The organism is Pantoea anthophila (assembly GCF_026104315.1).
GTDB classification, from domain to species: Bacteria; Pseudomonadota; Gammaproteobacteria; order Enterobacterales; family Enterobacteriaceae; genus Pantoea; species Pantoea anthophila.
Genome location: NZ_CP110473.1, coordinates 725,753 through 744,996 on the forward strand (window position 1 = coordinate 725,753; position 19,244 = coordinate 744,996).

The window sequence follows — 19,244 nt, forward strand, 5'->3', positions numbered from 1 at the left end:
AGCAGTCCCCTAAACGCACCGCGATATGAGAGCCAGATAGATAGAAAAGTTAACAGCGGGGGAGGGAGGCCGTCTGAGCCGCTGAGCGGATGAGGGATTTCAGGACGAGCGACAGGGATGTCGCGAAGAGGCAGGGTCGCGCCAGGGATGGCGCGTCCTGCCGGTCCGTGAGAAATCCGGAAGAAGCGAAGGGACCGCGAAGCGGCGGTGAGGCAGGCCGGAGCCCGGGGTCAAGGGGGCGCGGCGACTGGCGCCCCCTTGTCGGTCGCCTGCAGAGGCGAAACTGAAACTGCCCAACCCGTTGGGCGAACGAAACCTTCTCATAGCCCGCTCGCGCAGCGAACACCCCCGGATCCAATCAGAACCCCCGATAACTCCGCTGTGCGGTACTCACCTTATACAGATAACGGCGCGACTCCGCCGACGGATGCTGGCTGGTCAGGATCTGATAGACCCTGTTCGGCGGCAGGTCGTTAATCATCGCGAATGCCCGATCTTTATCGCTGGAGAAGACGCGCAGAACGCTGCCTGCACCACCGTTGTAGGCGGTGATCACCGCATAGCGGCGGGACAGCGGATCCTGAATGCCGCCCAGATAGCTGCGCTGCAACAGCGACAGATAGGCGGTGCCCGCATCGATATTGTTCTCCGGGTCCAGCAGATAGCTGCGGCTTGGCTTGCCCCATTTCCCCTTCATGCGGAACACGTCAACACCGGCGGTGTGCTGCACCACCTGCATCAGGCCCAGTGCATCGGAGTGGCTCACGGCGTAGGGGTTAAAGCTCGATTCGGTCTGCATAATCGCCAGAATCAGTGACGCATCCACACCATACTGTTCGGCGGCTTTGCGCACCATCGGCAGGTATTTGTGTGCACGCTTATCCAGGTGGTTCGGCACCATCGGAATTGTAATGGTGTAAATCACATGCAGACCCGACGTGCGGCGCTGCAGTTTGTGCTGGATCAGATAGTCAGCAAAGGCTTCAGCGCGGCCCTGCCAGCGGATCGGCTGCCCGGTGTTATCCAGCACCTGACCATAGAGCAGTGGCTCTTTACTGATCACGATATCGTTGGCATCGGAGTAGAGATCGACATTCCCCGGATCGTCGCCAATCAGCAGGGTGGTCACGATCGCCTGACGCAGGCTGGCCATGGGATCGGTGCCCGAAATCGTCTCGATAGTCAGCTTACCGCTTTCAAAGTTGATGTGGCTGCGGGTGTAATAGTTGTCGCTGTATTTGACGTAATCTTTGGGTCCGGCGATCAGGACCTCATTGATACCCCAGATATTCTCAATATTGTGAGCAAACTGCCCCATCAGAATATCAAAGCCGTTAGTGTCTTTTACCCACTCTTCGTGGAACTGCTGTTTTTTCGACCCGGAACAGGAAACCAAAAGTGGTGCTATCACCAGCAGGGCGATTAATTTTTTATTCATTGGGAATGCAAGCCTGACCTGGATAACCGGCCCCAGCGATGAGGCCCGAAAATTTACGCTTCTGGCGGTGTATAGCCTTCGATGTGAACGTCTTTGCCTTCGAACAGAAAGTTGACCATCTCCTTCTCCAGGACTTTACGATCCTCAGGATTCATCATGTTGAGCTTCTTCTCGTTGATCAACATGGTCTGCTTCGCCATCCACTTCTGCCAGGCTTCTTTCGAAATCTCGTTGTAAATGCGCTTACCCAAATCGCCCGGATAGAGCTGAAAATCCTGTCCTTCCGCGTCGCGCTGTAAAAACGTACAAAAGATGGTGCGGCTCATTCTTCTTCCTCATTAATCTCACAACTGTCCAAAGCCAGTTGTCGGGGATGGCGCAGCTCGTGCAGCAGGCGCTCAACGGGTGCAGCTAATCCCACAGATGGTGGCAGCGCTAAGTTATACCAGAGACCGTCTGCTTCATCCATCGCCGCCCCGACAGAAGGCCATGCCAGCCACATTGGCACAATATCGAGATGGAAATGGCTGAAGGTGTGACGAAAGGCCGTCATCTGCTGCGGTCTGGCGTGGATGCCGCGCGCCGCCAGCCAGTCGTTCAGCGCCGCTTCGGTGGTGAATTGCGGGAAGCAGAACAGCCCTCCCCATAAACCCACGGGGGGACGCTGCTCCAGCCAGACATCATCGCCATCCTGAATCATCAGGAACCAGCCGCTGCGCTCCGGCAGCACCTGTTTAGGCTTCTTACCGGGATAGCTGGCCCAGCTGCTGCTGGCATAGGCTTCACAGCCGCTGTTCAGCGGGCAGATTTCACACTTCGGTTTCGAGCGGGTGCAGACCAGCGCGCCCAGATCCATCATCGCCTGGTTAAACTGGCTGACGCCCTCAGCGGGGGTGACCTCTTCACTGATCTGCCAGAGCCGCTTCTCGACCTCTTTTTTGCCCGGCCAGCCGCTGACGGCATAACAGCGGGCCAGCACGCGCTTGACGTTGCCATCCAGAATCGGGAAGTGCTGTCCCAGTGACAGCGACAGGATCGCCCCCGCCGTCGAGCGGCCTACGCCGGGCAGGGCAGAGACATCATCGAAATTCGCAGGGAACTCGCCCTGATGAACATCGACAATCTGTTTTGCCGCCTTGTGCAGGTTACGCGCACGGGCGTAGTAGCCGAGGCCGGTCCAGAGATGCAGAACCTCATCCAGCGGTGCCGCCGCCAGATCGCTGACCGTGGGGAAGCGCGCCATAAAGCGTTCGAAGTAGGGAATAACCGTGGCAACCTGGGTCTGCTGTAACATCACTTCAGACAGCCACACCTTGTAAGGCGTTTTCTCCAGCTGCCAGGGCAGGGTTTTGCGGCCAAAGCGCTGATACCAGTCCAGCACCTGTTGCGCGAACTGCGGCGCTTGCATCATAAGAAGGAAAATTTCCGTGTTTACTCTACACTCAGGCAGGAATTCCAGCACATGCGCACCTGGGTGTAAACCGGAAGATTGCAAAGGCTTGCTTCTGCTTATGAACTTTGCATAATGCCCGTTTCCCGGAACAGGCTAACCAGCAGGCTTTTACATGATTAATGACGTCATCACCCCAGAATTTGATGAGAACGGGCGGCCATTGCGCCGGATCCGCAGCTTTGTGCGCCGCCAGGGTCGCTTAACCAAAGGCCAGCAGCAGGCGCTGGACACCCTGTGGCCGGTCATGGGGGTGGAATATCAGCCGGAGCCGATCGATTTAGTCGCGCTGTTTGGCCGCGAGGCACCGGTGACGCTGGAGATTGGCTTTGGTATGGGCGCGTCGCTGGTCACCATGGCGCAGAACACGCCGCATCAGAACTTCCTGGGTATTGAAGTGCATGCGCCAGGCGTGGGAGCCTGTCTGGCCGCCGCGAAAGAGGCGGATGTACAGAACCTGCGGGTGATGTGTCATGACGCGGTGGAAGTGCTGGAGAAGATGATCCCGGATAACTCGCTGCGCATGGTTCAGCTCTTTTTCCCCGATCCGTGGCACAAAGCGCGTCATAACAAACGCCGTATCGTCCAGGTGCCTTTCGCCGAACTGGTAATGCGTAAACTGAAGCTGGGCGGCGTTTTCCACATGGCGACCGACTGGGAAGCCTACGCGGAGCATATGCTGGAAGTGATGAACAGCATTGATGGTTACCGCAACCAGTCAGAACAACAGAATTATGTGCCGCGTCCTGAGACGCGTCCACTGACCAAGTTTGAGCAGCGCGGGCAGCGTTTAGGCCACGGCGTATGGGATTTAATGTTTGAGAGGGTGAAATAATGGCCACACAACGCAGCCGCCGTTTACGCAAAAAACTGCACATTGATGAGTTTCAGGAACTGGGGTTCTCGGTTGCCTGGCGCTTCCCGGAAGGCACCAGCGAAAGTGAAATTGATGAGACGCTCAACCAGTTCATCAACGAAGCGATCGATCCTAACGGTCTGGCTTTTGATGGCAGCGGTTACCTGGTGTGGGAAGGTCTGGTCTGCCTGCAGAAAACCGGCAAATGCACCGAGGAGCATCGCGCTCTGGTCCGCAAATGGCTGGAAGATCACAAGCTGCAGGATGTGCAGATGACGGAACTCTTCGACGTCTGGTGGGACTAAAGGTCAGGTCGGTCAGGCTGCTGGTCTGCCATCCCGGATGGGGCAGAACGCCAGGCCGCCGGCCCGGTTTTAAGAAACACGGTGTCGGGCTGAGGCCCGATCGCTGAACGGTTCCGCACCAGATGTTAGGGAGTAGATATGATGCGTAAAGCGCTTCTTGCTGTGCTGCTGGCAGCAGCGACCCAGGCTCAGGCAGCCTATGAATGCAGCGTTAAGCCGCAGGATGATGTGGTGATTAAGCCGCAGAGCGTGCAGGTGGTCGGTGCCAACGGCAATCTTGAGATCTCGCCGCAGGGCGACGTGCAGTTCAACGGGCAGAAGGTGTCGCTGAGCACAGCGGAACGCCAGAAAGCGATCGATTACCAGAACGCGCTGCGTCGCGATCTGCCGTGGATTGACAGCGGGGCGACCTCACGTCTGGAGAAAGGACGTGCGGCACTGGATCGGGTGATCGTGGAGAAACTGGGCACCGACAGCAACGTCCGCAATCGCCTGAGCACGCTGAATGGCCAGCTGAAACAGCAGATGAACCGCATCATCGAGCACCGTGACGACGGGCTGACGTTCCACCATCAGGCGATCGATAAGGTGCGCGCGGAAGGGGAGCGGCTGGTTCAGTCGACGCTGGGCGGCGTCATGCAGGATAGCCTGAATGAGATGGGCAGTAAGCAGGGCAGTGGCGGCAGCAATCCGCTGCAGGCGATTATGGGAAATCTTGGCGGTCTGCAGCAGTCGATTCAGGCTGAGTGGAGCAAGCAGGAGCAGGATTTCCAGAACTTCGGTCACGAGGTCTGTAATCGCGTCATTTCGCTGGAAGATCAGCGTAAGCAGCTTACGGGCGCCCTGAAAAAATAGTATCACGCCTCAGCCTGCCGGGCTGAGGCGCCTTTGTTACTCTTCCGCCAGAAACAGCTCCAGCAGCGAATTCAGAAACAGTTTTCCTTTCTCTGTAATCTGCCACTGATCCGCCGTTTCCGTCACATAACCTGCGGCGATCGCGGCATCCATCTGCGGACGGATCGCCTGCTCTGACAGACCGGTGTAGCGGCTGAACTCGTCGCGCGGTGCTGCTTCCAACAGGCGAAAGCGGTTCATGAAATATTCAAACGGCTTGTCGCTGTCGGCCACCTCATACTGCTTCTCGCGGTAATTTCCCTGCATGAATCCACGCGGATGACGGGTTTTCACCGTGCGTACAATGCGCCCATCCGGTTGCGTCAGCTTGCCGTGTGCGCCACAGCCGATCCCCAGATAGTCGCCGAAACGCCAGTAGTTAAGGTTGTGCTCACAGCGATAACCCGGCTTCGCGTAGGCGGAGGTTTCATACTGCTGATAACCGGCCTCCCGCAGCAGCTGATCGCCCTGTTCGAAAATATCCCACAGCGCATCATCATCCGGCAGCACCGGCGGACGGGAACCAAACAGGGTGTTGGGTTCGATGGTCAGCTGATACCAGGAGAGGTGCGGCGGATTGAGCGCAATCGCCTGACGTAAATCGTCGAGCGCCTCTTCCAGCGACTGGTCCGGCAGGCCGTGCATCAGGTCGAGGTTGAAGCTGCGCAGTGACAGCGACTGTGCCAGCCGGGCGGCACGGGTCGCCTCGTCAGGCCCGTGAATACGGCCAAGGCGCTGCAGCTTCTGCGGACTGAAACTCTGAACCCCAATCGAAATACGGTTAATGCCGGCGCGCTGATAGGCGCTGAAGCGATCGGCTTCCACGGTGCCCGGGTTGGCCTCCATGGTCACCTCCGCATCGGGAGCCAGCGTCAGACGCGCCCGCACCCCATCCATCAGCATCTGCATCGCGCTGCTGCTCAGCAGGCTGGGTGTGCCGCCACCAATGAAGATGGTGCGCACTTCGCGGCCATGAATCAGCGGTAAATCGATCTCCAGATCGCGCAGCAGGTGCTGCACGTATTCAACGTGCGGCACCTCATCCTTCAGCGCATGGGAGTTAAAATCGCAGTAGGGACACTTCTGAACGCACCACGGAATATGGATATAGAGACTTAACGGCGGCAGATTAGGCATTACGCATCGCTTCCAGCAGCAGCGTCAATGCTTTACCCCGGTGAGAAACGGCACCTTTTTCCGCTTTGCTCAGTTCAGCGGCCGTTTTACCCAGCGCCGGAACAGAGAAAATCGGGTCATATCCAAAGCCACCGGCACCCGCAGCGGAACGGGTAATTTCCCCCTCCCAGCTGCCGTGGAACACCAGCGGCGTAGGATCGTCCGCATGACGCAGATAGACCAGCACGCAGTGAAACTGCGCCTGACGCTGGCCGTCCGGCACGTTTTCCAGCGCCTGCAGCAGCTTCTCCAGATTCTGCTGATCGCTGGCATCTTCTCCGGCGTAACGCGCCGAATAGATACCAGGCGCGCCACCCAGCGCATCCACGGCTAGGCCGGAGTCGTCGGCAATCGCCGGCAGTCCGGTGATCTGCGCCGCGTGACGCGCTTTGAGAATGGCATTCTCGATAAAGGTCAGGCCGGTCTCTTCCGCCGACTCAACCCCCAGGTCACTCTGAGCGACGATATCCAGACCAAAGGCGGAGAGCAGCTCCGCCAGTTCACGCACTTTGCCGGGATTACCGGTGGCGAGCACAACTTTTTGCATAACAGTTCCAGTTTGATTCATTTACAGCAGGTACCAGAGACCCGGGAACAGGTCCATGCCGAGAAAGTTCAGGGCATACAGCACCAGAATGACGATCATCGCGGAGAAATCGATACCGCCCATGGCAGGCAGAATACGGCGAATCGGTGCCATCATCGGTTCGGTCAGCTGCACCAGCAGGTAGTCGACCGGGCCGCGACCCTGGCTGATCCAGCTCATCAGTGAGCGAATGATGATCACCCAGAAGACCAGATAACCGGCCGATTTAATCAGCGACAGCAGGCCGACCAGCAGGTTGGTCGGATCAACCGAGAACACGCCCACCTGAATCAGCAGTAAAATCGGGTATTTCAGCGTGGTCAGGACAAAGGCCAGCAGCAGCGAGGCGGTATCAATCGGCCCCAGTGCCGGAATGATGCGGCGCAGCGGCTTAACAATCGGCTGCGTGACTTTGACGACGAACTGCGCCACGGGATTATAAAAATCGCAGCGTGACCACTGCATCCAGATGCGCAGCAGCAGCACCATGACGTAGAGATCGATCAGCGTTTTTACTAAAAACGTCAGTGTTAACATGAAGTTCCTCTGTTATTGTTGTGAGTTGTGCGCATAATCGCGTGCGCCAAAAATGGCGGTGCCGATGCGCACCATCGTACTGCCTGCGGCGATGGCCGCCTCCATGTCATCGCTCATTCCCAGCGAAAGCGTATCAATATGCGGATAGTGCTGCTGCAGCTGACGGAATGCTTCCGCCATCTGCTGACACACCGCCAGCTGCTTCGTGTAGTCACTCTCCGCCGCCGGAATCGCCATTAATCCCCGCAGTCGCAGCTGCGGCAGGGCCGCTATCGCCTCTGCCAGCCCGGAAACGGCCTCCAGCATGATGCCAGATTTACTCGTCTCGTCACTGATATTTACCTGAATTAACACATTCAGCGGTGGCAGTGAGGCGGGACGCTGATCGTTGAGCCGCTGGGCAATGCGCAGACGGTCAAGGGTGTGGCACCAGGCAAAATTTTCCGCCACCAGTCGGCTTTTATTGGACTGCAACGGACCGATGAAGTGCCACTCCAGTTCCGGATGTGCGGCCAGCGCCTGAACCTTTTCAACCCCTTCCTGCACGTAATTTTCGCCAAAGGCAATCTGACCCGCGGTAAAGGCTTCTTCGACCGCGCTCGCAGGTTTGGTTTTACTGACGGCAAGCAGGGTAATTTCTTCTGGTGCGCGGCCGCAACGCGCGGCAGCGGCCGCAATGCGCTGCCGGACTTGCTGTAGGTTGTGCTGGATTGAGGTCATAGTCAGGAGACATTATGAATCTGGATGAAATGGTGGCGCTTAGTGTAAAGCATAATGCGGCCGATCTGCACCTTTGCAGCGGACATTTGCCCTACTGGCGGCGGCAGGGGAGGCTGGAGGCGATTCCGCAGCAGAGCCCGCTCTCGGCCGCCTGGATGACGGAGTTTATGGCCCGCTGGCTCAGTGAAGCCCAGCGCCAGCAGCTGGCGCGTGACGGGCAGATCGATTTCGCCCTGAGCCTCGCCGACGGTCAGCGTCTGCGCGCCAGTCTGTTTATGCAGCGCAACGGCCTGTCGCTGGCGCTGCGCCTTATCTTTGCGGTCTGTCCCACGCTGGAGAGCCTGCAGCTTCCCGCCGTGGTGCCGACGCTGCTGGAGCAGCAGGATGGATTGATTCTGGTCACCGGGGCGACCGGAAGCGGCAAATCCACCACGCTGGCGGCGCTGGTGGATGCGCTGAATCGCCAGCAGGCGCGCCATATCATCACGCTGGAAGATCCCATTGAATTTATCCACCACAGCCAGCAGTCGCTGATACAGCAGCGTGAAATCGGCCTGCACTGCCCCTCTTTCTCACTGGGCATCAGAGCGGCGCTGCGGGAAGATCCCGACGTGATTCTGCTGGGCGAGCTGCGCGACAGCGACACCATCCGTCAGGCGCTGACGGCGGCGGAAACGGGGCATCTGGTGCTGGCAACCCTTCACACCCGCGGCGCAGCGCAGGCGGTGGACAGGCTGGTGGATGTCTTTCCGGCGGAGGAGAAAGCGCTGGTGCGAACGCAGCTGGCGGGCAGCCTGAAAGCGGTCATTGCGCAGCGGCTGGTGTCTTCCGTTGGCGGATCGCGCATCGGGCTGTTCGAGATCCTGGTTGCGACACCGGGCATCACTCATCTGATTCGTGAGGGCAAGATGCACCAGATCCCTGCTCTGTTGCAGACTGGCGCACAGGCCGGTATGCAAACCTTTGAGCAGAGCAGGCTGGCACGTGAAGCTGCCGGACTGATCGCGTCAGGTCAGTAGTGGTTCTCGAACCAGTCCTGCAAAATGATGGCGGCCGACTGTGAATCCACCGACCCTTTACTGAGCGCACGGTAACCGCCACGTTCGAAGAGACCCGCACGCGCTTCGACGGTGCTGAGGCGCTCATCCTGCAGCTCGACCCGGATGCCAAACCGACCGTGCAGGCGATTGGCAAATTTTCGTGCCCGGGCCGTTAAGGGCTGTTCAGTGCCATCCATATTGAGGGGTAAACCCACCACCACGAAATCGGGCTGCCACTCTTTCAGCAGCTTTTCAATGAGCAGCCAGTCTGGCGTACCATCCTGGGCTTTCAGCGCCGCCAGGGGACGGGCGCTGCCGGTGAGTTGCTGACCGACGGCGACACCAATGCTTTTGGTGCCGAAGTCGAAACCTAACAGTGTTTGCGTTGACATCAGGCGTGTCCGGCGTCGCTGGCCATGTTGTGAATATCGACGCCGATGCTGCGCGCCGCTTCGCGCCAGCGCTCTGCGATAGGCGTCTGGAACAGGATATTGCTGTTGGCAGGGGTCGTGAGCCAGGCATTTTCCATCAGCTCATTTTCCAGCTGATCTTTTTCCCAGGCGCAGTACCCCAGCGCCACCAGCACATTTGTGGGCTGAGAGGCGGTGCCAATCGACTCCAGCACGTCACGGGATGTGGTGATGACGGTGTTGTCGGAGACACGAATGCTGGAAGTAAAAGTCCGTTGCGCTGAGTGCAGAATAAAGCCGCGATCTTCCGCCAGCGGGCCACCGGTGAAAACCGGCTTATCCAGCCTGATGGCCGGGTCGCGATCGTCAGCAGAGATTTTCAGCTTCTTCAGAATGCCTTCAACCGTCAGGTTTTCCATGGGTTTATTGATGATCAGTCCCATTGCACCTTCTTCGTTATGTTCGCAGAGATAGACCACGGAACGCTTGAAGAAAGGGTCCTGCAATGAAGGCATGGCAATCAAAAAGTGATGTTGTAAATTCATTCTCACACGATGTACCAAAAAAATAACCGGCACGCGACGGCCGCACCGGTATTGGGTTGATCACGGAGCCTCGCCCCGGCGTCTTGCTCAGCCCAGGCGTTTCTCAATGGCATCCATCAACATGCCGGTGATGGAGATCGGGAACGCAGCCTCAATTTCACGAATGCAGGTCGGGCTGGTCACGTTAACTTCAGTCAGTTTATCACCGATGATGTCGAGACCGACAAAAATCAGTCCTTTTGCTTTCAGCGTCGGGCCAACACGGCGCGCAATTTCCCAGTCGCTTTCGCTCAGTGGACGGGCTTCACCGCGCCCACCGGCGGCGAGATTGCCGCGCGTTTCACCGCCCTGCGGGATACGCGCCAGGCAGTAAGGAACCGGCTCGCCATCCACGACCAGCACACGCTTGTCACCCTCTTTGATAGCCGGGATATAGTTCTGCGCCATGCAGAAGCGGCTTTCGTGCTCGGTCAGGGTTTCCGTGATGACGCCAAAGTTAGGATCGTCCTGCTTCACGCGGAAGATAGAGGCGCCGCCCATGCCATCCAGCGGTTTCATGATGATGTCGCCGTGCTCCTGCCAGAACGCGCGCAGCTGCTCTTTGCGGCGGGTCACCAGGGTCTCAGGCGTGAACTCCGCAAACCAGGCGGTGTAGAGCTTTTCGTTACAGTCACGCAGGCTCTGCGGTTTGTTCACGATCAGCGTTCCCAGCTCTTCTGCGCGCTCCAGAATGTAGGTCGCATAGATGAACTCGGTGTCGAAAGGGGGATCTTTACGCATCAGGATCACATTCAGGTCAGCCAGCGGGATCTCCTGCTCGCTGCCGAACTGATACCACTTATCCGCATTCTGCTCAACGCTCAGCAGGCGGGTGCGGGCAGAGGCGACGCCACCGCGCATCGAGAGATCGTGCATCTCCATGTAGTGAATTTCGTAACCACGGCGCTGTGCTTCCAGCAACATGGCGAAGCTGGAGTCTTTTTTAATATTGATGGACGAAATAGGGTCCATCACGATGCCAAGCTTAATCATTATTATCTCCTCGGTAAGGCGTTGATCGCCTCGTTCGGTTCGGTCTGCAGTGGGCCGAACAGTCAGGACACTATGCCTGCTCTCTCACCGCCGAAAGTATCGCTTAACCCAGGTCGCCAAACCTCACCTGAAGTGCCGTAATGGCGGTCAGCGCGGTGGTTTCGGTTCGCAGAACCCGTGGGCCAAGCAGGATATCCGTAAAATCGTGCTGCGCCGTCATCGCAATCTCGTCCGCTGACAGGCCGCCTTCCGGGCCAATCAGCAGCCGGATCCGCTCCACAGGCTGTGGCAGCGTGTTAATACTCTGGCTGGCACGCGGATGCAGGTTGAGCTTCAGACCGCTGTCCGCTTCCGCACACCAGGCTTCCAGCGTCATCGCTTCACGAATTTCCGGCACGCGATTGCGGCCACACTGCTCGCAGGCGGCAATCGCAATTTTCTGCCACTGCTGGATCTTCTTCGCCAGACGTTCAGCATCAAGCTTTACGCCACAGCGCTCGGAAAACAAGGGTGTAATGACGTTCACGCCCAGTTCAATTGATTTCTGGATAGTGAATTCCATTTTTTCACCGCGCGACATCACCTGACCTAAATGCAGATGCAGAGGTGACTCGCGATCGTCCGGCTGGCTCTCTGTGACCGATACTTTTACACGCTTTTTATCAACATGCGTGATCTCTGCTGCAAAAGTCAGATTAGTGCCATCAAAGAGTTCCAGACGCTGGCCTGCCGTCATCCGGAGGACCCGGCCCACATGGTTGGATGCATCTTCATCCAGAGTAATCTCACTGCCGATGTTCAGAGGCGCGGCGTGATAGATGCGAGGTATGCGCATAAGGTTCCTGAGACCGGACGCCGCGCTGCAGCGGCGTCATGGGAAAAGAGCTAGTGTAGGGCAGGGATTTTAGCGCTGGCAAGCCTGCTGCACATAAGGATTGTGATTGCCCTGCACCCTGGCAATCCGCTGGTCGCGTTCGCACTCCCACGGCGTGACAGGATAGAGCTTATCCCAGGCGGTAAACAGCTGCGTCTGCTGGCGTGAAATGCGCAGATGGTATTGGTCGCGCATATAGAAATAAGTGCGGGCAATCGCGCCCCGCGCCCGCGCAGGCGGCTCCGCCTGCTTCAGTTTAAAGTCGATCTTCATCTCACACTGACCATACTGCTTCTCGCTGCCGTTCCACTGACTGTAGGCGAAGTTGCCGCGGTCGCCATTCACTTCACCCACCGCAGGCTGCAGGTTGTGCAGATCGGTTTCGATGCGGCGATAGTCGGGGTCTTTGTTGCAGTTTTTGCGGCCACCGTCCTGCCAGCACTGGCGCTGATGTCCAAACTCCCACGCAGGCATCACATGTTCCCACTCAATGCGTGCGGCGCGATTCGCATTTTTGCGCACCTGATAGCCACAGCTGTTGAGATCGGGAATGCCCTTTTTTCCCTGCCACGTAATTTTACAGCCACAGTAAAAGGAGCCCGGTGCATCGGCATTAATCGCCGCAGCAAAGGTTTTGGCCTGCTGAAAGTTATTCTGATGATAGTTATTCAGGTTGATAGCGTCAGCGGCAGGGGCAAACAGCAACGCCACCGCCAGACTTAAAATGCGAGACATATTCCAGCTTCTGTTCAGTACAAAAAAGGGCGGCAGGTTAACAGAATGTCCAATAGGGCGGAATGGGGAATAGTCTCAGGCTGGCACAAACTCGCCCGCGGTCAGCAGGCTTCCGCAGTGCACGCAGCGATACTCACTCTCTTTGCGCACCACCCGATTGTGGCGCCGCACCGTAAGCTGGTGCTGCTGGCACTGACAGCGATAGGCAAAGGTCTTACTGCGCACGGAAGCGATCTCAAACTGATGGGTGCGCCGCGCCGGCACGCCCAGCACCTGCTCCATCATCCACTTCCACTCTTTGCCGTGCGGCGCAACGCGACCAAACTGTTTCCAGACCAGCAGATGCGCCAGCTCATGCGGCACCACTTCATCAATAAACGCCTGCTGATTTTCCAGCAGCAGTACCGGATTAATGCGGATTTCCCAGGCGGCCAGCCAGGCCGTGCCCGCCGCCGTGCCACGCTGCTGGTAGAGCAGGGCAGGTTCCGGGTAGTCCGTTTTCAGGGCCTGATTGGCACGCGCAAGCGACTGGCGCAGCGAGCGCATCACCGCCTGCTGCAGGGCAATAGGAAGACGAGGTGTTTTCATGGCGTTCAGGATAATCATCGCTGTCCGGGAACTCAACATAACCCGCGAAAATGGCAGCAGCGTGGCTGTAATCTGCCGCCCCGTTTCCGGCACGGCAGGCGGCGGCCACAGGGTGGTCAGACGAGGCGCGGCAGCGGCGGAAATTTCCGGATTCAATATGGTTATCGGCGTTTTTAGAATATCCTATTGATAAGGTTCACTGCAGCGTGAACCGATGAGATGCGACAGGCACAGTGTACGGACAACGCAATGAAAAATAATAACATCAGGAAGCAGCGCATTGTGCTGGTGACCGATTTGATGGCAGGTCGCGGCGGTATGGAGAATGTGACCGGTCAGCTGATTACCGCGCTGAATGCAGAGGCCGGAACGGAAGCGGGGCTGTTTATTATCAACAGCGGCGAAGAGAGCCACTCCCGTGCCTGGACCGCCAACGCTGTTTTAGCCGAGAGCGTCTGCACGCTGCGCAACAAAAAGATAAAAAATCTGATTCATACGCTGCGAATGGCCGCCTTTTTTCGCCGCTATCAGCCCGATCATGTCCTGACCCTGAATACGATTCCCTGCCTGATGACGCGCCGCGCCATCAGCCTCTCCGGCCGTAAAATCATGCTGTCGAGCTGGATGCATCTGCCCCCGCGTGAACGTTACCGTCCCCATTATCTGCTGCGGGCCGATCACCATTTCGCCATCAGCCAGCAGATTAAACAGCAGCTGGTGGATCTGGGTGCCCGCGATACAGACGTTGATGTGATCTATAACCCGGTAAAGCGCACTGAGGTGGTCATTGGCCGCCCGCAGGGGCTGAAGTTTCTCTATATCGGGCGCATCCACTTCCAGCGACAGAAACAGCTGAAAGATCTGTTTGATGCCCTGCAGCAGGTCAGCGTCCCCTGGACGCTGGAGATGGTGGGAGATGGCGAGGATCTGGCGCAGTGCCAGCACTACGCGGCGCAGCTTGGGATTGCGGATCGCATCACCTGGCATGGCTGGCAGGAGAACGCCTGGGAGTATGTCCTCCACCACATCAGACAGGTCAGCTGTCTGCTCATGACCTCCAACTTTGAGGGTTTCCCGCTGATCCTGCTGGAGGCGATGTCGCGCGGCGTCTACTGCGTCTCATCCGACTGCATCAGCGGTCCGGCGGAAATTATTCAGAACGGTCACAATGGTCAGCTCTACCCTGTCAATGACAGCATGGCGCTGGCCGCTATTCTCAACGCCATGAGCGGGGATTTCCGTTTCCCTGACCATCAGGTTATTAAAGCGAGCATCACCGGTTTTTATGAGGAAAATTATATGAAGCACCTGATGACCGTGCTTAATCGCCTTACTGAGGTTAAGCATGACGAATAAAACCGAACGCAATGGATTAACGTTACTGGTTAATTTCTCCGTGATTGCGCTCTGCCTGTCACTCTCACTGAATATGTTTGTTACCGGTCTGCCGCAAAAAATATTCTACTTCGTCTCCTATCTCTCCGTTGCCTCCATACTCTATGGTCTGGTGCGCAGACGGATCGACTTCAGGGGAGCGGGTTTTTATCTCGCGCTGTTCGCTGTTCTGATTATCTTTGCCCTGATCCGTCTGTTCTGGGCCCTCCACGTTAAGGGGATTGAGACAGCCCCCTCAACCGATGCGATAACCAATATCGGCAACTACCTGCTGGGCGCGAAGCGGCTGTTGCTGGGCGCGTTTATTCTCCTCAGCCTGGCTATTTATGGCGATCGGGTTTCCCTGACCACGCTGCGTATCGGGAAAGTGCTCATTCTGATCGGACTGCTGATTACGCTGGGCTTCGGTATTCATGAGCATCTCTACACCGCGAACATCCGCATCAAACTCACGACTGAAGCGGCGTCGATGTCCTCCTACATGATTCTGTTTATCTACTGCGCCTGGCTGTGGCTGAGTCGTTTTGAGACGCATCGCTACTGGAAAGTTGCCGATGTGGTGGTGCTGGCTGTCACCTTCGCGCTGCTCTACCTGTGTGCGACCCGCGTGACCCTGATTGCGCTGATCGCCACAGGCCTGCTGTTTGTGGTGCAGAGTTACCGGCTGTCGCTGCTCACTAACTGGCGCGTCGGCACGCTGGCGGTAGGCGTCGTGGCGCTGCTGATCCTGATGACCAGTAACCGCTGGGTGGAAGGGGTGCAGGATATTGAGAACTTTGGCTCCAACAGCTCGACCTCGCTGGGTGCACGCGTGGCGATCTGGAGTGGAGCGATGAACTTTATTGAGCATCACGGCGGCTTCGCGACGCCGGATGCGCGCACCACGGAGGCGCGTCAGTTCATCATCAAACACTATCCGCTCAATGTGGAAGGCTACACCAACGTCAAATACAACATGCACAACGAGTTTCTCGAAGTGACGACGTTACAGGGATGGCTGGGGACGCTGTCGCTGGCGCTGCTCTATCTGACGATGCTGGCGGGCTGGCTGAAGAAGTGTGATCTGCGCGGGGCGGCGCTGCCGATGCTGGCGCTGTTTATCACCGGGCTGACCGATTCGGTGCTGCCCTATAACCAGACTGCCACCATCTTCATCATGGCGCTGGCGCTCTGCTGCCTGCCGCGGCCTCGGCCGGACGTGCGGGTCACCCCGGTATGATAAGGGGCTGAACCAATAAAAAGGGCGGGGTTTCCTGAGAAACCCCGCCCTTTTTTTAGTGCTTAACGGTTAGTCGCGTGCACCGATGTCGCGCAGTTTTTTACCGGCCATCAGGTTACGTTCGATGTGTTCCAGCGAGACGTTTTTGGTCTCCGGAATCAGCATCAGCGTCAGCAGAATGAAGAACAGGTTAAGCAGCGCGTAGACCCAGAAGGTGTTGGCGTTGCCCAGGGTATTCAGCATCGTCAGGAAGGTCGCACCCACGATCATGTTGGCGATCCAGTTGGTGGTGGTCGAGACGGTGATACCGAAATCGCGGCCTTTCAGCGGCTGAATTTCAGAACAGAGTACCCAGATCAGCGGACCGGCTGACATCGCGAAGCCAACGATGAACATCAGCAGCATGCCTACCGCGAAGTACTGTGCGCCCGGCGTGGTAATGCCAAAGTGCAGCATCGTTCCCAGCACGCCCATACCGGCAGCCATCACCATAAAGCCCAGAATCAGGGTCGGTTTACGGCCCCAGCGATCCACCAGGCCAATGGCAATAAAGGTCGCCAGCACGTTGACCAGACCGACGATGACCGTACCCCACATCTGCTGAGTGGTGTTGGCGAAGCCGGCAATTTCAAAGATTTTAGGTGCGTAGTACATGATGACGTTCATACCGGTAAACTGCTGCATAACCTGCAACAGAATGCCGAGGTAGACGGCACGACGGAAGTGGCTGCTGCTGGTAAACAGACCCCAGCCAGACTGCTTGATCTTCAGGCTTTCACGAATCTCATCCAGCTCACGTTTTGCCTGCTCACTGGTGTCGCGCAGACGGTCCAGTACGCGTTGCGCATCGCGGAAGTTGCCACGCGCCGCCAGCCAGCGTGGGCTGTTTGGCAGGAAGAAGACACCGATCAGCAGCAGCAGGGCAGGGATCGTGATGACGCCCAGCATCCAGCGCCAGTTGCCGGTAAAGCTGAAGGCGGTATCAGACAGGTAAGCACCCAGAATCCCGATGGTGATCATCAGCTGATAGAGCGAAATCATACTGCCGCGAATTTTTTCTGGAGCGATTTCAGAAAGATAAAGCGGGGCGGTATAAGAGGCGACACCGACTGCCAGACCCAACAATACGCGGGCGCTGATCAGCATTTCCGGGTTTGGCGCCATCGCCGACCAGAGAGAACCGATAACGAACAGAATCGCACCGGCCATCAGGCTCTTTTTACGGCCCAGGCGGGAGGACATCCAGCCGCTGCCGATAGCCCCCACCGCAGCACCAAACATCATGGAACTGACGATCCACTCCTGCTGATGAGCGGTAACGTTGAAGTCCTTTGCGATAAACGGCAGGGCACCGGCAATCACGCCGATATCCAGACCGAACAGCAGACCCGCAAGGGCTGCCAGAAAGCAGACAAATAAGGTCATCGCCTTATTTGAAGTTCTGCTTTTGTGTGTATTGCCAGGCATTTTAGCCTCCAGGTTTATCCATCATTGTTTTTATCAATGTTAAAAAACCTTTTACGGGAAAAAAGTGAGTCTGATCACATCAGTGTAATCGCTTACACACGCTGAAACCCTGAAATTCAGCATATTTTACCCGTAAAGATTAATTAACCAGTGAGGTATAGCACTCATTAAGTTTCTGACAATGCTCTATTTATTGGCTATCAGACGACGCTGAAAATAACGCATTTTGAACAGAATAACCACGTGCGTTAAATCTTAAATGTCAGATAAACAAAGCATTTCAATTTGTAATCGTTAACATTTTGTTGTCAGAAAAAGCGCAATGAAGTGTAGCTGAGATTAGGAAACCTGCTGAGGGGCGGTGGGAAGGTCGGGCAGAAGCGTTTTATCCGGTCAGAATGGGGCAGGCCGGTAATGCAAAACAGATAACAATCTGCCCGTGCTGCACGAAGGCAAAGCCACTGAAAAGGCAATAAAAAACCCTGCCGGCGTGGCAGGGTTTCATGATCAGCCGGAAAACTTACAGGCCAGCCGCTTCACGCAGCAGGGCGGCTTTATCGGTTTTTTCCCATGGGAAATGTTCGCGACCAAAGTGACCGTAAGCGGCGGTCTCTTTGTAGATAGGGTGCAGCAGATCCAGCATCTGAATCAGACCATATGGACGCAGGTCGAAGAATTCACGCACCAGCAGCGTCAGCTGTTCGGTCGCAATTTTCTCGGTGCCAAAGGTTTCCACCATGATGGAAGTCGGTTCAGCAACGCCAATCGCATAAGAGACCTGAATTTCACAACGGTCAGCCAGACCGGCTGCGACGATGTTTTTCGCCACATAACGCGCTGCATAGGCCGCAGAGCGGTCAACTTTTGACGGATCTTTACCGGAAAACGCACCGCCACCGTGACGCGCCATGCCGCCGTAGGTGTCGACGATGATTTTACGACCGGTCAGACCGCAATCGCCCATCGGGCCGCCGATCACAAAGCGGCCGGTCGGGTTGATGTGATATTTGGTTGAGGCATTCAGCCACTCGGCAGGCAGAACCGGCTTGATGATCTCTTCCATCACCGCTTCCTGCAGATCTTTCTGGCTGATGGACTCCGCGTGCTGCGTTGACAGCACAACCGCATCGATGCCGACAATTTTGCCATCGTCATACTGGAAAGTGACCTGGCTCTTGGCATCCGGACGCAGCCACGGCAGGGCGCCGTTTTTACGCACTTCTGCCTGACGCTGAACCAGACGGTGTGCATAGGTCACCGGTGCAGGCATCAGAACGTCGGTTTCGTTGGTCGCATAACCGAACATCAGGCCCTGGTCGCCCGCGCCCTGTTCCAGCGGATCGGTGCGGTCAACACCCTGATTGATATCCTGAGACTGTTTGCCAATCGCGCTCAATACGGCGCAGGAGTTGGCATCAAAGCCCATATCGGAATGAACATAGCCGATTTCGCGAACGGTGTTACGGGTGATCTCTTCGATATCGACCCAGGCGCTGGTGGTGATTTCACCACCAACCAGTACCATACCGGTTTTAACGTAGGTTTCGCAGGCCACACGCGCTTTTGGATCCTGTTCCAGGATCGCATCCAGCACGGCATCGGAAATCTGGTCGGCGATTTTATCGGGATGTCCTTCTGATACGGACTCGGACGTAAAAAGGTGTTTAGCCATTCTGTTCTTTACCTTAAATATGGTTTGAATTCGACTGCATAGCGCCAGTGAGGTTATCTGACCTGACGCCCCTTCAGGCAAAGCCGCGAGCAGTGAGGTTGTGTCAGCACAGCAGGCCAACACCGCCTGGATATTAACCTGTTTAGATGGAAAACCATCTGGACGGCTATTTTAGGATAGAGGATAAACTAATTACCAGCCCTTTTTCTGTTTCGGCATTTTACCTGTCAGCTTTATCGGCATAATTTGCTGACACTCCACGGAATTACCCGATAATCTTTTTGCTTTTTAGCGCCGTAAACGGT

21 protein-coding genes are annotated in these 19,244 nt (G+C 56.7%); 6 read left to right on the plus strand and 15 right to left on the minus strand.

All coding sequences use genetic code 11. The features are described from left to right. Positions 1–358: 358 nt before the first annotated feature. From mltC to mutY, 3 genes are read right to left on the minus strand one after another with little or no spacing between them, the layout of a single operon-like run. A complete protein-coding gene (gene mltC / locus OJ965_RS06010) occupies positions 359–1,438 on the minus strand; it encodes a membrane-bound lytic murein transglycosylase MltC (protein ID WP_009087159.1) in 1,080 nt (359 codons plus the stop codon). 53 nt (positions 1,439–1,491) lie between these two features. Continuing rightward, on the minus strand, positions 1,492–1,764 hold the full coding sequence (locus OJ965_RS06015; protein ID WP_009087157.1) for an oxidative damage protection protein: 273 nt from the start codon (positions 1,762–1,764) through the stop codon (positions 1,492–1,494). Continuing rightward, on the minus strand, positions 1,761–2,849 hold the full coding sequence (gene mutY, locus OJ965_RS06020) for an A/G-specific adenine glycosylase (RefSeq protein ID WP_265138292.1): 1,089 nt from the start codon (positions 2,847–2,849) through the stop codon (positions 1,761–1,763). Before mutY ends, OJ965_RS06015 begins: the two co-directional genes overlap by 4 nt. A 154-nt stretch (positions 2,850–3,003) precedes the next feature. Here mutY and trmB point away from each other — a divergent pair, with 154 nt between their 5' ends. From trmB to OJ965_RS06035, 3 genes are all read left to right on the plus strand, one after another. Then, positions 3,004–3,723, plus strand: coding sequence for a tRNA (guanosine(46)-N7)-methyltransferase TrmB (gene trmB / locus OJ965_RS06025; RefSeq protein ID WP_046102515.1), 720 nt, complete (start codon positions 3,004–3,006; stop codon positions 3,721–3,723). Further along, the gene (locus OJ965_RS06030; protein ID WP_009087152.1) at positions 3,723–4,049 is read left to right on the plus strand and encodes a YggL family protein; all 327 of its coding nucleotides are present in this window, start codon (positions 3,723–3,725) and stop codon (positions 4,047–4,049) included. The genes trmB and OJ965_RS06030 overlap by 1 nt, the downstream gene beginning before the upstream one ends. A 138-nt stretch (positions 4,050–4,187) precedes the next feature. Next, a complete protein-coding gene (locus OJ965_RS06035; protein ID WP_009087151.1) occupies positions 4,188–4,904 on the plus strand; it encodes a YggN family protein in 717 nt (238 codons plus the stop codon). 36 nt (positions 4,905–4,940) lie between these two features. Here OJ965_RS06035 and hemW read toward each other — a convergent pair whose 3' ends face one another. From hemW to OJ965_RS06055, 4 genes are read right to left on the minus strand one after another with little or no spacing between them, the layout of a single operon-like run. After that, on the minus strand, positions 4,941–6,080 hold the full coding sequence (gene hemW / locus OJ965_RS06040) for a radical SAM family heme chaperone HemW (RefSeq protein ID WP_140029515.1): 1,140 nt from the start codon (positions 6,078–6,080) through the stop codon (positions 4,941–4,943). Beyond that, positions 6,073–6,666: an XTP/dITP diphosphatase gene (locus OJ965_RS06045; RefSeq protein ID WP_009087148.1), complete on the minus strand. Its 594-nt coding sequence runs from the start codon at positions 6,664–6,666 to the stop codon at positions 6,073–6,075. The genes hemW and OJ965_RS06045 overlap by 8 nt, the downstream gene beginning before the upstream one ends. A gap of 21 nt (positions 6,667–6,687) precedes the next feature. Then, positions 6,688–7,242: a YggT family protein gene (locus OJ965_RS06050; protein WP_009087146.1), complete on the minus strand. Its 555-nt coding sequence runs from the start codon at positions 7,240–7,242 to the stop codon at positions 6,688–6,690. 12 nt (positions 7,243–7,254) lie between these two features. Beyond that, complete coding sequence (locus OJ965_RS06055; RefSeq protein ID WP_009087144.1) at positions 7,255–7,962, minus strand: YggS family pyridoxal phosphate-dependent enzyme; 708 nt, start codon at positions 7,960–7,962, stop codon at positions 7,255–7,257. A gap of 14 nt (positions 7,963–7,976) precedes the next feature. On the opposite strand from OJ965_RS06055, the gene OJ965_RS06060 reads away from it, so the two are divergent. Beyond that, positions 7,977–8,981 (plus strand): type IV pilus twitching motility protein PilT, encoded by a 1,005-nt coding sequence (locus OJ965_RS06060; RefSeq protein ID WP_265138298.1) that lies wholly within the window; start codon positions 7,977–7,979, stop codon positions 8,979–8,981. On the opposite strand, the gene ruvX is transcribed toward OJ965_RS06060, so the two are convergent. The 6 genes from ruvX to OJ965_RS06090 all read right to left on the minus strand — a co-directional run bounded on the left by ruvX (position 8,975) and on the right by OJ965_RS06090 (position 13,186). Beyond that, positions 8,975–9,394: a Holliday junction resolvase RuvX gene (gene ruvX / locus OJ965_RS06065; protein ID WP_009087141.1), complete on the minus strand. Its 420-nt coding sequence runs from the start codon at positions 9,392–9,394 to the stop codon at positions 8,975–8,977. The two genes, OJ965_RS06060 and ruvX, sit on opposite strands and share 7 nt — an antisense overlap. Beyond that, the gene (locus OJ965_RS06070; protein WP_009087140.1) at positions 9,394–9,957 is read right to left on the minus strand and encodes a YqgE/AlgH family protein; all 564 of its coding nucleotides are present in this window, start codon (positions 9,955–9,957) and stop codon (positions 9,394–9,396) included. Before OJ965_RS06070 ends, ruvX begins: the two co-directional genes overlap by 1 nt. A gap of 87 nt (positions 9,958–10,044) precedes the next feature. Further along, the gene (gene gshB, locus OJ965_RS06075) at positions 10,045–10,989 is read right to left on the minus strand and encodes a glutathione synthase (protein ID WP_009087139.1); all 945 of its coding nucleotides are present in this window, start codon (positions 10,987–10,989) and stop codon (positions 10,045–10,047) included. Positions 10,990–11,092: 103 nt separating this feature from the next. Next, positions 11,093–11,824 carry a 16S rRNA (uracil(1498)-N(3))-methyltransferase gene (gene rsmE, locus OJ965_RS06080; RefSeq protein WP_265138302.1) on the minus strand — a complete coding sequence of 244 codons (732 nt, stop codon included), beginning with the start codon at positions 11,822–11,824 and terminating at the stop codon, positions 11,093–11,095. 69 nt (positions 11,825–11,893) lie between these two features. After that, positions 11,894–12,598, minus strand: coding sequence for a deoxyribonuclease I (gene endA / locus OJ965_RS06085; protein WP_009087136.1), 705 nt, complete (start codon positions 12,596–12,598; stop codon positions 11,894–11,896). A gap of 75 nt (positions 12,599–12,673) precedes the next feature. Continuing rightward, the gene (locus OJ965_RS06090) at positions 12,674–13,186 is read right to left on the minus strand and encodes a SprT family zinc-dependent metalloprotease (protein WP_009087135.1); all 513 of its coding nucleotides are present in this window, start codon (positions 13,184–13,186) and stop codon (positions 12,674–12,676) included. A 249-nt stretch (positions 13,187–13,435) separates the two neighbouring features. On the opposite strand from OJ965_RS06090, the gene OJ965_RS06095 reads away from it, so the two are divergent. Beyond that, the gene (locus OJ965_RS06095) at positions 13,436–14,542 is read left to right on the plus strand and encodes a glycosyltransferase (RefSeq protein WP_009087134.1); all 1,107 of its coding nucleotides are present in this window, start codon (positions 13,436–13,438) and stop codon (positions 14,540–14,542) included. Next, the gene (locus OJ965_RS06100; RefSeq protein WP_265138307.1) at positions 14,532–15,800 is read left to right on the plus strand and encodes an O-antigen ligase family protein; all 1,269 of its coding nucleotides are present in this window, start codon (positions 14,532–14,534) and stop codon (positions 15,798–15,800) included. Before OJ965_RS06095 ends, OJ965_RS06100 begins: the two co-directional genes overlap by 11 nt. Before the next feature lie 69 nt (positions 15,801–15,869). On the opposite strand, the gene OJ965_RS06105 is transcribed toward OJ965_RS06100, so the two are convergent. Beyond that, positions 15,870–17,267, minus strand: coding sequence for a sugar porter family MFS transporter (locus OJ965_RS06105; RefSeq protein WP_265138309.1), 1,398 nt, complete (start codon positions 17,265–17,267; stop codon positions 15,870–15,872). Positions 17,268–17,787: 520 nt separating this feature from the next. Then, positions 17,788–18,939, minus strand: coding sequence for a methionine adenosyltransferase (gene metK / locus OJ965_RS06110; protein ID WP_009087131.1), 1,152 nt, complete (start codon positions 18,937–18,939; stop codon positions 17,788–17,790). Positions 18,940–19,244 lie beyond the last annotated feature (305 nt).

Bases quoted from the DNA above. Each gene is read 5' to 3' on its own strand.
- mltC (WP_009087159.1), bottom strand. From the start codon at position 1,438: ATGAATAAAAAATTAATCGCCCTGCTGGTGATAGCACCACTTTTGGTT.
- OJ965_RS06015 (WP_009087157.1), bottom strand. From the start codon at position 1,764: ATGAGCCGCACCATCTTTTGTACGTTTTTACAGCGCGACGCGGAAGGA.
- mutY (WP_265138292.1), bottom strand. From the start codon at position 2,849: ATGATGCAAGCGCCGCAGTTCGCGCAACAGGTGCTGGACTGGTATCAG.
- trmB (WP_046102515.1), top strand. From the start codon at position 3,004: ATGATTAATGACGTCATCACCCCAGAATTTGATGAGAACGGGCGGCCA.
- OJ965_RS06030 (WP_009087152.1), top strand. From the start codon at position 3,723: ATGGCCACACAACGCAGCCGCCGTTTACGCAAAAAACTGCACATTGAT.
- OJ965_RS06035 (WP_009087151.1), top strand. From the start codon at position 4,188: ATGATGCGTAAAGCGCTTCTTGCTGTGCTGCTGGCAGCAGCGACCCAG.
- hemW (WP_140029515.1), bottom strand. From the start codon at position 6,080: ATGCCTAATCTGCCGCCGTTAAGTCTCTATATCCATATTCCGTGGTGC.
- OJ965_RS06045 (WP_009087148.1), bottom strand. From the start codon at position 6,666: ATGCAAAAAGTTGTGCTCGCCACCGGTAATCCCGGCAAAGTGCGTGAA.
- OJ965_RS06050 (WP_009087146.1), bottom strand. From the start codon at position 7,242: ATGTTAACACTGACGTTTTTAGTAAAAACGCTGATCGATCTCTACGTC.
- OJ965_RS06055 (WP_009087144.1), bottom strand. From the start codon at position 7,962: ATGACCTCAATCCAGCACAACCTACAGCAAGTCCGGCAGCGCATTGCG.
- OJ965_RS06060 (WP_265138298.1), top strand. From the start codon at position 7,977: ATGAATCTGGATGAAATGGTGGCGCTTAGTGTAAAGCATAATGCGGCC.
- ruvX (WP_009087141.1), bottom strand. From the start codon at position 9,394: ATGTCAACGCAAACACTGTTAGGTTTCGACTTCGGCACCAAAAGCATT.
- OJ965_RS06070 (WP_009087140.1), bottom strand. From the start codon at position 9,957: ATGAATTTACAACATCACTTTTTGATTGCCATGCCTTCATTGCAGGAC.
- gshB (WP_009087139.1), bottom strand. From the start codon at position 10,989: ATGATTAAGCTTGGCATCGTGATGGACCCTATTTCGTCCATCAATATT.
- rsmE (WP_265138302.1), bottom strand. From the start codon at position 11,824: ATGCGCATACCTCGCATCTATCACGCCGCGCCTCTGAACATCGGCAGT.
- endA (WP_009087136.1), bottom strand. From the start codon at position 12,598: ATGTCTCGCATTTTAAGTCTGGCGGTGGCGTTGCTGTTTGCCCCTGCC.
- OJ965_RS06090 (WP_009087135.1), bottom strand. From the start codon at position 13,186: ATGAAAACACCTCGTCTTCCTATTGCCCTGCAGCAGGCGGTGATGCGC.
- OJ965_RS06095 (WP_009087134.1), top strand. From the start codon at position 13,436: ATGAAAAATAATAACATCAGGAAGCAGCGCATTGTGCTGGTGACCGAT.
- OJ965_RS06100 (WP_265138307.1), top strand. From the start codon at position 14,532: ATGACGAATAAAACCGAACGCAATGGATTAACGTTACTGGTTAATTTC.
- OJ965_RS06105 (WP_265138309.1), bottom strand. From the start codon at position 17,267: ATGCCTGGCAATACACACAAAAGCAGAACTTCAAATAAGGCGATGACC.
- metK (WP_009087131.1), bottom strand. From the start codon at position 18,939: ATGGCTAAACACCTTTTTACGTCCGAGTCCGTATCAGAAGGACATCCC.